This is a genomic window from Actinomycetes bacterium, from assembly GCA_036000965.1.
Lineage (GTDB): Bacteria > Actinomycetota > CALGFH01 > CALGFH01 > CALGFH01 > DASYUT01.
Genome location: DASYUT010000063.1, coordinates 1 through 14,957 on the forward strand (window position 1 = coordinate 1; position 14,957 = coordinate 14,957).

Annotated in this window: 12 protein-coding genes and 1 pseudogene; 8 read left to right on the plus strand and 5 right to left on the minus strand. The window is 69.3% G+C overall.

Annotation, left to right across the window (positions count from 1 at the left end):
• Positions 1-8 precede the first annotated feature (8 nt).
• The 3 genes from VG276_04675 (at position 9) to VG276_04685 (ending at position 3,345) form a co-directional block, all read left to right on the plus strand.
• Complete coding sequence (locus VG276_04675; protein HEV8648698.1) at positions 9-1,175, plus strand: LL-diaminopimelate aminotransferase; 1,167 nt, start codon at positions 9-11, stop codon at positions 1,173-1,175.
• 59 nt (positions 1,176-1,234) lie between these two features.
• The gene (gene hflX, locus VG276_04680; GenBank protein ID HEV8648699.1) at positions 1,235-2,617 is read left to right on the plus strand and encodes a GTPase HflX; all 1,383 of its coding nucleotides are present in this window, start codon (positions 1,235-1,237) and stop codon (positions 2,615-2,617) included.
• A gap of 89 nt (positions 2,618-2,706) precedes the next feature.
• Positions 2,707-3,345 carry a GNAT family N-acetyltransferase gene (locus tag VG276_04685; protein HEV8648700.1) on the plus strand — a complete coding sequence of 213 codons (639 nt, stop codon included), beginning with the start codon at positions 2,707-2,709 and terminating at the stop codon, positions 3,343-3,345.
• A gap of 125 nt (positions 3,346-3,470) precedes the next feature.
• Here VG276_04685 and lexA read toward each other — a convergent pair whose 3' ends face one another.
• Positions 3,471-4,088, minus strand: coding sequence for a transcriptional repressor LexA (gene lexA / locus VG276_04690; GenBank protein ID HEV8648701.1), 618 nt, complete (start codon positions 4,086-4,088; stop codon positions 3,471-3,473).
• 199 nt (positions 4,089-4,287) lie between these two features.
• On the opposite strand from lexA, the gene VG276_04695 reads away from it, so the two are divergent.
• The gene (locus VG276_04695; GenBank protein HEV8648702.1) at positions 4,288-4,668 is read left to right on the plus strand and encodes a LysM peptidoglycan-binding domain-containing protein; all 381 of its coding nucleotides are present in this window, start codon (positions 4,288-4,290) and stop codon (positions 4,666-4,668) included.
• Between the two features lie 152 nt (positions 4,669-4,820).
• Here the strand turns inward: VG276_04695 and VG276_04700 are convergent, their stop codons facing one another.
• The 3 genes from VG276_04700 to nrdR form a co-directional block, all read right to left on the minus strand.
• On the minus strand, positions 4,821-5,225 hold the full coding sequence (locus VG276_04700) for a DUF1232 domain-containing protein (GenBank protein ID HEV8648703.1): 405 nt from the start codon (positions 5,223-5,225) through the stop codon (positions 4,821-4,823).
• Entirely contained in the window at positions 5,222-5,767 is a 546-nt protein-coding gene (locus VG276_04705; GenBank protein ID HEV8648704.1) for a Chromate resistance protein ChrB, read from the minus strand. The genes VG276_04700 and VG276_04705 overlap by 4 nt, the downstream gene beginning before the upstream one ends.
• Before the next feature lie 205 nt (positions 5,768-5,972).
• Positions 5,973-6,470, minus strand: a complete 498-nt coding sequence (gene nrdR, locus VG276_04710) for a transcriptional regulator NrdR (GenBank protein HEV8648705.1) — start codon at positions 6,468-6,470, stop codon at positions 5,973-5,975.
• Positions 6,471-6,727: 257 nt separating this feature from the next.
• Between nrdR and VG276_04715 the strand changes: the two genes are divergently transcribed.
• From VG276_04715 to VG276_04730, 4 genes and pseudogenes are all read left to right on the plus strand, one after another.
• On the plus strand, positions 6,728-13,192 hold the full coding sequence (locus tag VG276_04715; protein ID HEV8648706.1) for an LAGLIDADG family homing endonuclease: 6,465 nt from the start codon (positions 6,728-6,730) through the stop codon (positions 13,190-13,192).
• A gap of 345 nt (positions 13,193-13,537) precedes the next feature.
• Positions 13,538-13,741, plus strand: coding sequence for a helix-turn-helix domain-containing protein (locus VG276_04720; protein HEV8648707.1), 204 nt, complete (start codon positions 13,538-13,540; stop codon positions 13,739-13,741).
• Positions 13,669-13,929, plus strand: a pseudogene (locus tag VG276_04725) (Clp protease N-terminal domain-containing protein). The gene VG276_04720 and the pseudogene VG276_04725 overlap by 73 nt, the downstream one beginning before the upstream one ends.
• Positions 13,930-14,226 carry a Clp protease N-terminal domain-containing protein gene (locus tag VG276_04730; protein ID HEV8648708.1) on the plus strand — a complete coding sequence of 99 codons (297 nt, stop codon included), beginning with the start codon at positions 13,930-13,932 and terminating at the stop codon, positions 14,224-14,226.
• A 179-nt stretch (positions 14,227-14,405) separates the two neighbouring features.
• On the opposite strand, the gene VG276_04735 is transcribed toward VG276_04730, so the two are convergent.
• A complete protein-coding gene (locus VG276_04735) occupies positions 14,406-14,909 on the minus strand; it encodes a hypothetical protein (GenBank protein ID HEV8648709.1) in 504 nt (167 codons plus the stop codon).
• Between the last annotated feature and the right edge of the window lie 48 nt (positions 14,910-14,957).

The window sequence follows — 14,957 nt, forward strand, 5'->3', positions numbered from 1 at the left end:
CAGCCAGCATGCAGACCGCGCGACGAATCGCGGCGCTCCCGCCCTACCTCTTCGCTGAGATCGACAGGAAGGTGGCAGCGGCGAGGGCGGCCGGCACCGACGTGATCTCGTTCGGGGTCGGCGACCCTGACCTGCCCACGCCCGGGTTCGTGGTCGAGGAGCTGGCCCGCGCCGCGCATGACCCCTCGACTCACCAGTACCCGAGCTACTTCGGGCTGCCCGCGTTCCGGCAGGCGATCGCCGACTTCTACGAGCGGCGCTTCGGGGTGGCCCTCGACCCGGCCACCCAGGTGCTGCCGCTCATCGGCTCCAAGGAGGGGATCGCCCACCTGCCCTGGGCGTTCGTCGACCCTGGCGACCCGGTGCTTGTGACCGAGCCCGGCTACCCGGTTTACGAGATCGGCACGATCCTGGCCGGCGGCGAACCGGTCCACATCCCGCTCACCGCCGAGGAGGGCTGGTTCCCCGACTTCGGCCGGGTCGACGGGCCGGTCGCCGACCGGGCCAAGATCCTCTGGCTCGGGTATCCGTCCAACCCGACCGCGGCCGTGGCCACCATCGACCAGTTCGACACCGCTGTGCGCTTCGCGGCCGAGCACGACCTGCTGCTCGCCCACGACAACGCGTACTCAGAGATCACCTACGACGGGTTCGTCGCGCCGTCGGTGTTCCAGGTGCCGGGCGCGACGGACGTGGCGGTCGAGTTCGGGTCGCTGTCGAAGATCTTCAACATGACCGGCTGGCGCGTCGGCTGGGTCGTCGGCAACCCGACCGCGATCGAGGCACTCGGTCGGGTGAAGACGAACATCGACTCGGGCATCTTCAACGCGGTGCAGCGGGCCGGGGTGGCCGCGCTTTCGAGCGACATGTCCCACCTGCCCGGCCTGGTGGCAACCTACCAGCGGCGCCGTGACCGCATCATGGAGGTGTTCTGGGAGGCCGGCTGGAAGGTCGACCCCCCCAAGGGCGCCCTCTACGTCTGGCTGCCCAGCCCGCAGGGGGAGTCGAGCGTGGATTTCACCGCCCGCCTGCTCGAGGACGCCGGCGTGGTCGTCGCGCCCGGGTCCGGGTACGGGCCGAGCGGCGAGGGCTACATCCGCCTCTCGCTCACGATCCCGGACGCCCGCCTGGAGGAGGGCTGCGAGCGCGTGCGCAAGGCGCTGGTCGGGGGGTAGGTGCGATGGCCGAGGAAACCCGCGCGACGGATCCGGCGCGACCCGCTACCGTTGACGACATGGCCAACCAAGTTTCCATCGACGTCCGCCGTAGCGACACCGACATCAAGCTCATCGAGCTGCGCAAGCTCCGCCTCGAGCGCGTGGTGCTGGTCGGCGTGGCTGTGAACGGCTCCATCGCAGCGTCCGAGCAGTCGCTGGAGGAGCTGGCCCGCCTGGCCGAGACGGCCGGGGCCGAGGTGCTCGACATGGTGCTCCAGCGCCGCGACCGCCCGGACGCGGCGACGTTCGTCGGCAAGGGCAAGGCGAGGGAGCTGGCCGCCACAGTCAGGGCGCTCCACGCCGACACCGTGATCATGGACGACGAGCTGTCGCCCGGTCAGCTCCGCCAGCTCGAGGAGCTGGTCGACGCCAAGGTCATCGACCGCACGGCGCTCATCCTCGACATCTTCGCCCAGCACGCCACCAGCCGGGAGGGCAAGGCCCAGGTCGAGCTGGCGCAGCTCAACTACCTGCTCCCGCGCCTCCGCGGCTGGGGCGAGAGCCTGACCAGGGCTGGCGGCGGCATCGGGACCAGGGGTCCGGGCCGGGGTCCGGGCGAGACCAAGATGGAGCTCGACCGGCGCCGGATCCGGCGCCGGATCACCAAGCTCCGACGCGACCTTGTCGACCTGGCCCGCACCCGGGACGTCAAGCGCCAGCGCCGCGAGCGGGCCGGCGTTCCCGCCGTCGCCCTTGCCGGCTACACCAACGCGGGCAAGTCCACCCTGCTGAACCGGCTCTCGGGCGCGGGCGTCCTGGTGGAGGACAAGCTGTTCTCGACCCTGGACCCGACCACGCGGCGGTTGGACTTGCCCGACGGGCGCTCGGCCACCCTCACCGACACGGTCGGGTTCATCGCCAAGCTGCCCCACGACCTGGTCGAGGCGTTCAAGTCGACCCTCGAGGAGGTGGCAAGGGCCGACCTGCTCGTCCACCTGGTGGACGCGTCCCGGCCGGACCCGGCCGAGCAGGTCGCCGCGGTACGGGCCGTCCTCGGCGAGGTCGGAGCGGCCGAAGTGCCCGAGCTGCTGGTGCTCAACAAGGCCGACCTGGTCGACGAGGTGACCCGTGCCCGGCTGACCCGGCAGTTCCCTGGTGTGCCGCTGGTGTCGGCGGCGACCGGGGAGGGCATCGACGTCCTGCTGGCCGAGATCGCTGCGCGCCTGCCCCACCCCGAGGTGCTGCTCACTGTGCTGCTCCCGTTCGAGCGCGGCGACCTGGTCGATCGCGCCTATCGGGAATGCGAGGTCCTGGCGGTCGAGCACCTGCCAGAAGGCACCTGGCTGGCCCTGCGGGCCCCGCCCGCGCTGGCCGCGGCGCTCGAGCCCTACGTGGCCCTCGACCACGGCGAGGCGGCGCACGCCGCGCCGGACGCCCCCACCTCGGGGGAGCGGCGCTGAGCCACGTCCCAACGCCTTCGAGCGCCGGCTCCGGTGGCGAAGGGGACCGGAAGGGGGACCGTCTGGACACGCTCGAGCAGCTCCCGAGGATGCGCGAGGCCCGAGACGGCGACGCGGATGGGCTCATCAGCCTCATCAGCGCGTGCTACGCGGAGTACCCGGGCTGCGTCCTGGACGTCGACGGCGAGGAGCCATGGCTGCGGGCTCCCGCCGCCACCACCGCGGCCCGCCGTGGACGCCTCTGGGTCGCCGAGTCCAGCGACCCCGCGACCGTCGGCTCCGCGGGGTCGGGTGGCGCCCTGGCCGTCGGGTCGGCGGGGTCCGATGGGGCCCCGGCCGTGAGGGCGACGGGATCAAGTGGTGCTGTGATCGTGGGGTCGGCCGGGTCGGATGGCGTCGCGACTGTGAGAGCAACGGGGCCGGGTGCTGTGATCGTCGGGTCGGCGGGCCTGCGTCCCGCGCGGCAGGGCACGGTCGTCTTGCACGCCCTCTACGTGGCGCGCGGGGCACGTCGGCGGGGGCTTGGTGCCCAGCTCGTCGGGCTGGTCGAAGCCGAGGCCAGGAGCCGTGGGTCACTTCGGGTCGCGCTGTGGTCGGATACCCGCTTCGCCGACGCCCACCGGCTCTACCAGCGGCTCGGCTACCTCCGAACGCCAAGTGTGCGAGAACTCCACGACGCCAGCCGCTCGCTGGAGTACCAGTTCGTCAAGCAGCTGTCTCCAGCCTGAGCAGCACTCCACATCTGGACGCGTAGCCAGGGTCCACGGCCACAGGTCCACGGCTGTTCGGCTTCGCGAGCCCGAAGGTCTTGACCCGTGCGGCCGAGCCGGGTGTGCGTGGACCCGCCGTTGTGCTACAGGCGCCGGAGGACAGCGACCACCTTGCCGAGGATGGTAGCCTGGTCGCCGTCGATCGGCTCGTAGGCCGGGTTGGAGGGCAGCAGGCGGATCCGGCCGCCCTTGCGCGACAGGCGCTTGACGGTTGCCTCCTCGTCCAGCATTGCGGCCACCATCTCGTGCTCGTCGGCGTCGCGCTGGCTGCGGACGACGACATAGTCGCCGTCGAACACGCCGTCCTCGGTCATCGAGTCGCCTCGGACCCTCAGCATGAACAGCTCGCCCTGCCCGACCAGCTCGCGAGGGAGCGGCATCACTTCCTCCACCTGCTCATCGGCCAGGATTGGCGCACCGGCCGCGATCTGACCGAGCAAGGGGACGTAGGTGGGCAGCGGCTTGGGCACGGCCACCGGCGGGCCGTCCATATGGACCTCGATCGCACGCGGCTTGGTCGGGTCGCGCCGGATGAACCCCTTGCGCTGCAACGCCTCGAGCTGCGAATGCACGCTGGAAGTGGAGGTCAGCCCGACGGCCTCGCCGATCTCGCGGATGGAAGGGGGATAGCCGCGGTCGGTGACCGCGTCGCGGATCACGTCGAGGATCTTCCGCTGTCTGCTGGTGAGCTCGTCGGACATCGCCCTTCCCCCGAGGTGGTCGGATTCCCTGGCCGGCAGGCGACGTGCTGCTGCTTCCTGCACTGGCACGGACTCTAGCAGCGCAGATGAGCGGAAGCAAACATCTGTTCGAGTCTGGGGACGAACGTCGTTGACATCGAACACGTGTTTGGGTAAGGATGAGGACCGAACAAGTGTTCCCTACCTGACGGAACCCGCCATGCAGATGCAGCCAGCGACCTCCGGCCGTGCGGCCGGGACGGCGGCCGGCCAGCCCGGCATCCGGGCCCGGCTGCCGGCTCACCAGCCGCCCCCGCGCGTGCGGGTGCGGGTACGGCGGGCCCGGGCGCTCGCCCTCCTCGCCGTCGTGGCCTTCCTCCTGCTCATGGCGCCCGGCCTGGCCAGGGGTGACGGTCCGGAGCGGCCTGTGGCTCGGGTGACCTACACGGTCCAGGCCGGCGACACGCTCTGGGGGATCGCCCGCCGGGCCGCTCCCGAGCGTGACCCGCGCGAGGTGGTGGACCAGCTCCTCCGCGACAACCGCCTGCGCGGCCAGCTCCAGCCCGGCCAGCAGCTCTCGCTTCCGGTGCCGAGCCGCTAGACGGGACGGTGTCGCGGCGTGCGCCTCGCTGGCCCGTGCGGTGAGACGCGACGCCTACGGTCGGGCGTCGTCCGGGGAGCGGAAGTACCACTTGGCCATCCACGCCCCGCCGACGAACAGCGCGAGGAACAGCGCGACGAACACGGTCGACGCTAGCCGGCCGCCGGGGTCCGGTCGCCGAGCAGGCGCTGCAACAGCCGGGGCTCACCCGGCCACGCCTCGACCAGGACCTCGCGGGGCACCTGCCGGGCCGCATACCGCAGGGCGAGCGCGACCACCACCACGTCGTCCAGCGGACCGATCACCGGCAGGAACTCCGGCAGCAGGTCGATCGGGGACAGCAGCCACAGCCCCGCCAGCGCGACCGCGACCTTGGCCCGGCGCGGCACCCTCGGATCGCGGCGCAGCCTCCGCACGGTGGTCACGCAGTCGGGCACGAAGCTGGCCAAGTCGCGGAGCAGCCCGGGTGGCAGCCGGCGGGCGAGCAGCACCAGCACCGCCCAGCTGCCCACCATCAGCGCGGCCGCCAGCAGCCCCGCCCGCAACCAGCCGTTCATGCCTGCCTCCTCGATGGTTCGTGGACCGCCTGGTAGACCCGCTCGGCGTAGTCCTCCAAGGCCTCGATGCACGCCTTGAGTCGCAGTTCGGCGGCCACCGCGGCGGGCAGCGCGAACACGTCGCGGGTCTTGAGGTCGCGCCACCAGCGGCGCAGCCGCTCCAGGCTCTGCTCTTCCTCTTCCAGCTCGGCCAGGGTCAGCTTGCCGATGCGGATCTCCTTGGCGATCTCGGCTTCGAACCGGTCGCATTCGGTGGTGAACTCGGTCCACTCGGCCTCCCGCGCCTGGGTGAACAGCGCGGCCAGCCGGGCGGCGGTGGCCTCGTCGTGGGCGGCGGCGTCCAGCACCAGCACCTCCCCGTCACCGCGCCCGGCCAGCTCGATCGCCCGCTGGATGCGCTCGGTGAACGCGGCCACGGCTGGGACCGCCCAGGCGCCCGGGCCGATCGAGAGCGCCCCGAGCCGGCGCAGTTCCCGCCAGACCGCGACCCGGTGGCGGGACGGTTCGGTCGGTAGGTGGACCAGCAGCAGCACCCAGCGCATCGCACCTCCGGCGTTACAGGAGCCCCCTGCGTTACTAGGAGAGTGTAGCAACCGTTACTACCCGCAGCTAGAGGGGTCTTGGGTTGAGCTGACTGTCATGACCGACAGGCAGGGCGTGACGCAGGAACGAATCGGCCAGGTGCGGCTTGGCGGGAGGCGCCGAGCTGGCGGGCGACCTCGGCGCAGGCCGACACCCAGCTCTCCTTCAGGAGGTTGCGGCGCGCCTGCGCGGCTTGGGTGGGGTGGTCTTGCGCAGCGACCGCAGGCTGGCCAGCTCCCGCTGGAAGTCGGCCGGGTCCTGGAAGTCCTTGTAGACGCTGGCGAAGCGCATGTAAGCAACGGCGTCGAGCTCGCGCAGCGCGTTCAGCAGCTCGATGCCGACCTCCTGGCTTTCGACCTCGCGCTGGCCGCGGGCGCGCAGCGTCTCCTCGATGTCACTGGTCATCCGTAGGATCTGGGCATTGGTGATCGGACGGTTCTTGCAGGCCTTCTCGAGCCCGGAGATCAACTTGGCCAGATCGAACTGCTCCTTCGACCCGTCCCGCTTGAGGACGAGCAGGGGGGTCTCCTCGACCCGTTCGAAGGTCGTGAAGCGCCGCCCGCACCCGGCGCAGGCCCGCCGGCGACGGATCGTCCCCCCGTCCTCGGACGGGCGGGAGTCGATCACGCGGTCGTCGTCGGTACCGCAAAAGGGGCAGCGCACCGGTCTCCTTCCCCGGCCGACAGGAATCGGCCACCACAAGATATAGTGGTATAATCGCCTCCGGAGTGCAAGTTATCCACAACATGTTGTGTATGAAGCGCTTGACCAACGCGCCCGGTCCGTTGCTTAATCACAGCGCTGTAGTTCTGTCCGTAGCCGTCCCACTCGGTCCGCGGAGCCGGTCCGCCGCCTGCGCACCACTTCTCCGGGACGTGAAGAGGTGCCATCCCCTGCCGGGGATTGGCTAGGAGGTCATCGTGGCCAAGACCCGGGACGCCCTGTCGGTCGAGCAGGGCCCGGCCCGCAAGGGCCTGCAGGTGCGCCGCTTCTTCTCCCGCAGCGGAACCCACCCGTACGACGAGCTGACCTGGGACCGCCGGGACGCCGTGATCACCAACTGGCGCGACGGCACGACCGCCTTCGAGCAGCGCGGGCTCGAGTTCCCGAGCACCTGGTCGCAGAACGCGACCAACATCGTGGCCCAGAAGTACTTCAGGGGGCCGCTCGGCACGCCGCAGCGCGAGAGCTCGGTCCGCCAGATGGTCGACCGGGTGGCCGGCACGATCACCCGGTGGGGGGTCAAGGACGGCTACTTCGCCAGCGACGCCGACGCCGAGGCGTTCCAGTCCGAGCTGACCCACATCCTGGTCAACCAGAAGGCGGCCTTCAACTCGCCGGTCTGGTTCAACGTCGGGGTCGAGCCCGAGCCGCAGTGCTCTGCCTGCCAGCCCTACGACGCGCTGGTCAGCACGCCGACCGGCATGGTGCTGATTGGTGAGCTGGTCGAGCGCAGTGCCATCGGCACCGTCGTCTACGATGCGCACGGCGAGACCCGGGTGCGGGCGGTCAAGGCCAACGGCGACAAGCGCGTCTACCGGGTGCTGCTGCGCAACGGTTCGTTCCTCGAGGCGACCGCCGACCACTTGGTGTACGCCGTGCCCGAGCGGCGGACCCACGGCGCGTGGCTGCGCATCGACCAGCTCCAGCCCGGCATGCGGCTGCACCTCTACCCGCATCGCGCCTCCAAGGACGACGCCGTCGGCCGGCTGGCGGCCTCGCTCGAGCGGCGCTCCGAGGAGGGCGGTGGCACGGCGACGCTCGTCCGGAGCGAGCCAACCACCGGGGAGGCCTCGGAGGCCGCGCTGGCCGGATGGCTTCAGGCGGACGGGTTTGTCGGCCAGTACCCGACCGGAACCAACACCTCGCTCACGATCGAGTTCCAGACGGCGACCGAGGAGGAACACGACTGGGTGCAGCGGCACCTGCAGGTCGTCTTCCCAGGGATCCACCAGCACGTCCGGGCGTTCGAGACCCGCGACGCCACGCTCGTCGGCCGGAGCATCCGGCTCTACGGGGAGGTGCTCCGGCCCTTCGTCGAGTCCTGGGGTCTGCTCGCCCGCCGGCACGAGCTCCGGGTGCCCATGCGGCTCTGGAGCGCCCCCAACGAGGCCGTCGCCGCCTACCTGCGCAGCGTCTTCCAGGCCGACGGGTATGTCACCGTGCAGGGCGGCAGTGGGCATGTCGCCGTTGCCGTGATCAGCGAGCGGTGGATGGAGGACCTCCAGGTCCTGCTGCTCCGCCTCGGCATCTACTCCCGGCGGCTCCGCAAGGCGGACGCCCGGCCCGACCGCTCGGACCTGTTCGAGGTGAGCATCAGCATGCGCTCCGAGCGTGCGACCTTCCGGTCGAAGGTTGGGTTCCTCTCCGCCAAGAAAGTCGCCACCCTGGACGCGTCGCTCGGCCTGGATGGCAAGGTCTGCCCGTCGCTGCGCGAGGAGGAGATCCTCGCCATCCAGGACCGGGGCATGCAGCCCGTGTTCGACATCCAGACCGACAGTGGCGAATACCTCTCGAACAACATTCGGGTCCACAACTGCTTCATCCTCTCCGTCGACGACACCATGCCCTCGATCCTCAACTGGTACGTCGAGGAGGGCATGATCTTCAAGGGCGGGTCCGGGTCGGGTGTCAACCTGTCCACGATCCGCTCGTCCCGCGAGCCGCTCGGCAACGGGGGAGAGGCGTCGGGGCCGGTGTCGTTCATGCGGGGCGCCGACGCTTCGGCTGGGACGATCAAGTGCCTCCACCGCGACACCGAGGTCGTCACCGACGCCGGAGTCGTGCGCGTCGCCGATGTGCTGCCCGGCTCGCGCGTGCTCACCCGCCACGGGTTCAAGCGGGTGGAGGAGGTACATGACAACGGCACGCGGTCGCTCGTGCGGGTGCGGACCGCGCTCGGTGACGAGATCCTCTGCACTCCCGAGCACCGGTTCCGTGTGCGCGGCGCCGACGGGGAGGTTTGGCGTCGGGCGCAGGATCTCAGGGCCGATGACTACGTGATGATCGACCTCGGGGCGACGCAGCACGGGTCGTTGCAGGCGCTCACCCCGGTGGGGCCGGGTCACCACAACGAGATCAGCCACGAGCTGCCGAACGTCCTCGACGAAGCGTTCGCGCTCTGGCTCGGCTGGGTGTACGGCGACGGGTCGATCACCACCCGACCGGCCACCAAGTTCATCGCGATGCAGCTTGGCGACGGAGACCCCGAGCTCGTCGCCCGCTACACGGCCCTGACGAGGACGATCTTCGGGGAGCAGGCGCACTTCTTCATCGACCGACACCTCGACAAGGCCGATGCGTCGGCGTCGGTCCGGTTCTGCTCCTCCCAGGTGATCCGGTTTCTCGAGGTCAACGGACTCCGGAAGGGCAAGGCCGCGGAGCTTCGCGTCCCGAGCCTGGTCAAGTCCTCCCCTCCTGCGGTGCGTGCAGCGTTCCTGGCCGGCGTCTTCGAGGCGGATGGCCATGTCGGCAACGGCTACCCGATCGTCTCGACGGTCAGCGCGGAGTTCGCTAGAGATCTTCACCGCCTCCTGCTGTCGATCGGGATCCCGTCCCAGGTGGGTGTCATCAACGACCGGGTGGCGGCGTACGGTCGCAACCCGGTGCATACCGTGCGGGTCGCTGGAGGCCTGGGGGTCCGCCGCTTCGCAAAGCTCGTCGGCTTCCTCTCCGAGCGCAAGTCGCGACTCCTCGAGGCCGCCGTGGCGCGGAAGGCTCGCAGCCCATACGAGCTCGCCTGGATCCTGCCCCACGTCGGCGACGAGTTGGATGTGCTGTGGCAGCGGTCGACGGGCGCTCTCAGGCGCGCGCTTGCGCCCTACGCCCGGTACGCCAGTCGCCGGAGCATGAGCCTCCTCCGAGCCCGCGCCCTGCTGAATGCCTTCCCCCAGGAGCTCTCGTCGTCCTCCCTGGTCCGGTTCGCGTTGGGCGACGAGATGTACGCGCCTGTGACCGTCGAGCCTGCCGCAGAGGGGCCGACGTTCGACCTCACCGTCGAGGACGTGCACGAGTACCTCGTCCATAACGTCGTGACGCACAACTCGGGCGGAAAGACCCGTCGGGCGGCCAAAATGGTCATCTTGAACGTCGACCATCCCGACGTGCGTGACTTCATCTGGTGCAAGGCGCGCGAGGAGCACAAGGCCCGGGCGCTGCGCGACGCCGGCTTCGACATGGACCTCGACGGCCGCGACTCGATCAGCATCCAGTACCAGAACGCCAACAACTCGGTCCGGGTCACCGACGACTTCATGCGCGCCTATGAGGCCGACGCCTCGTTCGACCTGCGCGCCGTGCTCGACGGGCGCACCGTCGAGACCGTCCGGGCCCGCGACCTCATGCGCGACATCGCCCAGGCCGCCTGGGAGTGCGCCGACCCGGGCATGCAGTACGACACCACGATCAACGTCTGGCACACGACGCCTGAGTCGGGCCGAATCAATGCATCTAACCCCTGCTTCACGGGCGAGACGCTCGTGCACACCGACAAGGGGCTGATCCGCTTCGACGAGCTGGCCCGTCGGGCTGTCGAGGGTGAGACCTTCGGGATCTACACCCACGACGCCACCAACCCAGACGCCCCTGCCGAGACAGTGACGCTCAGCTCGCACGACGCCGTCATGATTACTGGGACCAACCCGGTGGTGCGTCTGCACTTCTCGAACGGCGCCGAGGTCCGCTGCACGCCCAACCACCGCTTTTGGACGGCCAATCGCGGCTGGGTCGCCGCCCAGGACCTTGAGGCGACCGACCGGGTCCGGCTGCTCGACCAGGAGACGCCCGCCACGTCGGCCGAGCGGCGGTTGCCCGTCCCGACCGATGTCGCCGCCTACGCTTCCAAGGGCGACCACGCCTCTCCGATGTCGCTGCCCGAGAAGTGGGAGCCCGACTTCGCCCACCTGCTCGGCTGGCTTGTTGGCGATGGCGCCTTCAGCGGCGACGTGATTTCGGCAATCTACGGCTCGGCCGAGGACCGCGAGGCCATTCTGCCGAGGCATCAGCGCGTGTTCGCAGAGCTGAATTGCGGTCGCGCTCCCAAGGCCAGCGTACAGGCCAACGGTACCGTGCAGCTCCGCCTGTCGCGCCGGGCGCTCACCCTCTTCTTCGAGGCGCTCGGCCTGAAGCGGGTGAAGGCGGCCGAGAAGGACGTACCCTGGTCGATCCTCCAGGCACCGGAGGAGGCTATTACTGCCTTCCTCCGCGGGCTGTTCGACGCCGACGGGACTGTGGTGAACGGGAAGACGACGCGATACGTGGGCCTCGGCAGCCGGTCGATCGGCCTCCTGCGTTCAGTTCAGGCGCTGCTGTCGTCACTTGGAATCACGAGCCGTGTCTACGCCAACGACCCGGGTAGCAAGGGCAAGTTCACCTACACGACCCGAGCTGGTGCCGAGCGTGCATATGACTCGTCTCCGGGCTATGACCTCCGCATCGGCGGGCACGGCATCGACCGCTTCGTCGCTCTAGTTGGGTTCGACCTGCCGAGCAAGGCAGCTCGGCTGAAGCAGCTCGCCGTTGCCGAGAAGTGTCACGCAAAGGGAACGACTACGCTGATTAGCCGTGAGGACGACGGGGTTGCGGTCACTTACAATCTTGCGGAGCCGCGAAACCATTCGTATATTGTTCAAGGGTTTATTGTCGCCAACTGTTCGGAGTACATGCACCTGGACAATTCGGCTTGCAATTTGGCGAGCCTTAATTTGATGAAGTTCCTCCGGGACGACGACGTGTTCGACGTGGACGCCTACCGGCACGCGATCGACATCGTCTTTCTCGCGCAGGAGATCATCGTCGGCAACTCCTCCTACCCGACCGAGCGGATCGCGAAGAACGCGGTCGACTACCGCCAGCTCGGCATCGGGTACGCGAACCTGGGAGCGCTGCTGATGACCCAGGGCCTGCCCTACGACTCCGACGCGGGCCGGGCCTGGACAGGCGCGATCACCGCGTTGCTGACCGGGCAGAGCTACCGCACCAGCGCCCGGGTCGCGCAGGTGGTGGGGCCGTTCGCCGGCTACGCCAAGAACCGTGAGCCGATGCTGGGCGTAATCGCCAAGCACCGCCGGGCGGTCGACGACATCGACGCGGACCTGGTGCAGCCGGACCTGCTCGAGGCCGCCCGCCAGTCCTGGGACGACGCGCTGCAGTTCGGCGAGGAATTCGGGTTCAGAAATGCGCAGGCGAGTGTACTCGCCCCGACTGGCACTATTTCCTTTCTCATGGACTGTGACACGACCGGGATCGAGCCGGACCTGGCGCTGGTGAAGACCAAGAAGCTGGTGGGTGGCGGCTCGATGTCGATCGTCAACCAGACGGTGCCGCGGGCGCTGCGCAAACTGGGCTATGCCGAGGAGCACGTCCAGGCCGTCGTGGAGTACATCGCCGAGCATAACTCCGTGAAAGGGGCGCCCGCCCTGCGCGAGGAGCATTACCCGGTCTTCGACTGCGCCATGGGCGACTCGCCCATCCACTACATGGGCCACATCCGCATGATGGCGGCCGCCCAGCCGCTGATCAGCGGCGCGATCTCAAAGACCGCTAATCTTCCCGAATCGGCCACGGTCGAAGACGTGGAGCAGGTCTACGTCGAGGGGTGGAAGCTTGGGCTCAAGGCGCTCGCCATCTACCGGGACAACTGCAAGGTGGGGCAGCCGCTGTCGGCCGACAGGAAGGTGACCACCGACACCGGCGCTGTGATCGAGGTCGACCACGCGCCCGTCCGGCGGCGCCTACCCAAGTCGCGCCCGTCCAAGACGACCTCGTTCCGGGTCGGGGACATCGAGGGCTACCTGACCGCCGGGTGCTACCCGGACGATGGCCTCGGCGAGATCTTCGTCAAGGTGTCCAAGCAGGGCTCGACCCTGTCGGGGGTCATGGACGCCTTCGCGATCGCGGTGAGCGTCGGCCTGCAGTACGGGGTGCCGCTCGAGGCCTTGGTGGCGAAGTTCACCAACATGATCTTCGAGCCCAACGGCATGACCGACGACCCCGACGTCCGCATCGCCCAGAGCCTGGTCGACTACCTGGCCCGCCGCCTGGCCATCGACTACCTGGACACCGAGACCCGGCACGCGCTCGGCATCCGGACCACGGCGGAGCGCACCGCCGCCCTGAACGGCACAGACGCGACCACACCAACCGCGCCACCCGCCCCGGCCCAGGCACCCGCGCAGGGCGTGGCCGAGGCGCGCGCGGCGCAGCCACCGGCGCCCAAGCCGCCAGGGCCCACATCGGCTGCCCCGGCTGTGGCGAGCGGGCTCGCGTTCACCCCGGGGACGGCAGCGGTCGACGCGCCGTTCTGCTCGACCTGCGGGGTGCGGATGCGGCCGGCCGGCTCCTGCTTCGTCTGCGAGTCCTGCGGGACGACCAGCGGCTGCAGCTAAACGAGCGGAATTACATCTGCTGCAACAATTCGTCTGACGTGAGGAAGCGTGAAGGAGCAGGTGGAGAGGGGTCGCCGGCAGCCTGCTGGCGCCCCTCTCGGCATCTCTGAGCTGATGAGCGCAGGGGTTGGCTGCATCAAACGCAGCTGAGAGCCTGAATCCACCGAACTGATGTGCAGGACGGTCAACAGCTGTCCGGCGTGGATCAGGCCCGCTACTACCCGGACCCTGATCAGTTGAGGGCCCGCATGGGAACACCGGATCGGCGCCCGACACCGCAACACCCCTCCGCAGGCTGTCAGTCTGGGTTGACAACGGCGCGGCTGTCAGTCTAGGCTGACACGCATGGAAACAGGAGATCTCGCAGAACGCATCAGGTCCAACGACCCTGCCGTCGGGCTGCGGGCGGTGGGTGCGCTGCATCGGCTGGCCGAGCAGGTCGAGGCGACCGCCGTCGCGCTCGCCAGGCAGCAGGGATGGTCCTGGGAGCAGATCGGGGATGCCCTGGGCGTGTCACGGCAGTCGGTGCACGCGAAGTATGGAAGGTGAGAGTTCCGGTGTTCGAACGATTGGCGAGAGATCCTCGGGCAGTGGCGCTCAGGTCGGCTCTTGAGGAAGTCCGGCGACGTGGCGACAGGCGCATTAGCACCGAGCACCTGCTCCTCGGCCTGCTGCATGACCCCAACTCCGTCCCGGCCCGGGCACTCGGCGTCGACCTGGAGGCCGCGCGCGCGGCCTTGGACGCCCTCGATCAAGCGGCTCTGGCCGCGGTCGGCATCGACGTCGGAGGTCTTCGGCCCTCAAGCCTGGTCCCCTCGCGCAAGCGCGCGCCCTTGACCTCTGCCGCCCGGTCGGTCCTCCAACGCGGCATCAGGGAGGCGACGAGCGCGAAGACCCGTCGGCACGTCACAGCGGACCACATGCTGATGGCCCTGCTGGCATGCGAGCAGCCGGACCCTGCGGCGGAGCTGATGGCAAAGCTGGGCATCGACCGCTCAGCCGTGCGCAACCGCATCGGCAAGTCCGACACCTGACCGGCCACGACGTCCTGGAGGACCAGCCATGAGCAGCCGGGACGAGACCATGGGCGCCGTGAAGACCCTGAACGGAGGGGGAGCCGGCGACTTTGGCTCCCCCTCGTTGCTTGTTCACAGCGCGTGGTGCTCTTGGAGCGGGTTCTCCTTCCTGGGCAAGCTGCTCGGTCGGGCCTCCGCTACTCCACTCGGGTCATGGTCACGATCCAGTTGGTCTGCCAGCTTTGGCCGTCGTCGTACGAGAACGCCTGCTCCCAGCGTGCCGAGGTGGCGGTGATGTCCTTCCAGTCGAAGCGGACCTTGACGGGCTGCCCGTTCAGCACGTCATCGCAGAGGAACTGGCCGTGCCCGTTGGTGAAGCGGCCAACTACCGGCGGGTCCAGGTGGCCGGGGCGCGTGGTGGAGGCCCACCAGATCCGCCACAACCGGGTCTCGGGGTCGAACAGCCGCAGCGACATCCCCTCGAACGGCTGGCCGCCAGGGGGGAGGGCCGCTGCCGAGAAGCTGTCGATGTTGCCGAGCCCACCGAGGATCGGATACGCGTGTGCGGTGGCCTCGAACTCCACCCACTCGGTGCATTCCCTGTCCAGCACGTTGGCGAGCTTCCTGTTGTGGAGACGCCAGCGCCCGTACCAGAAGTCGAAGTCCCGGCGCCCGTCGTCGGCGGCTTGCGTCTCGTTCATGCACTGCCTCCTTGTCGAGGTGTGAGGGTTCGGCGGGCGCACTGCGGG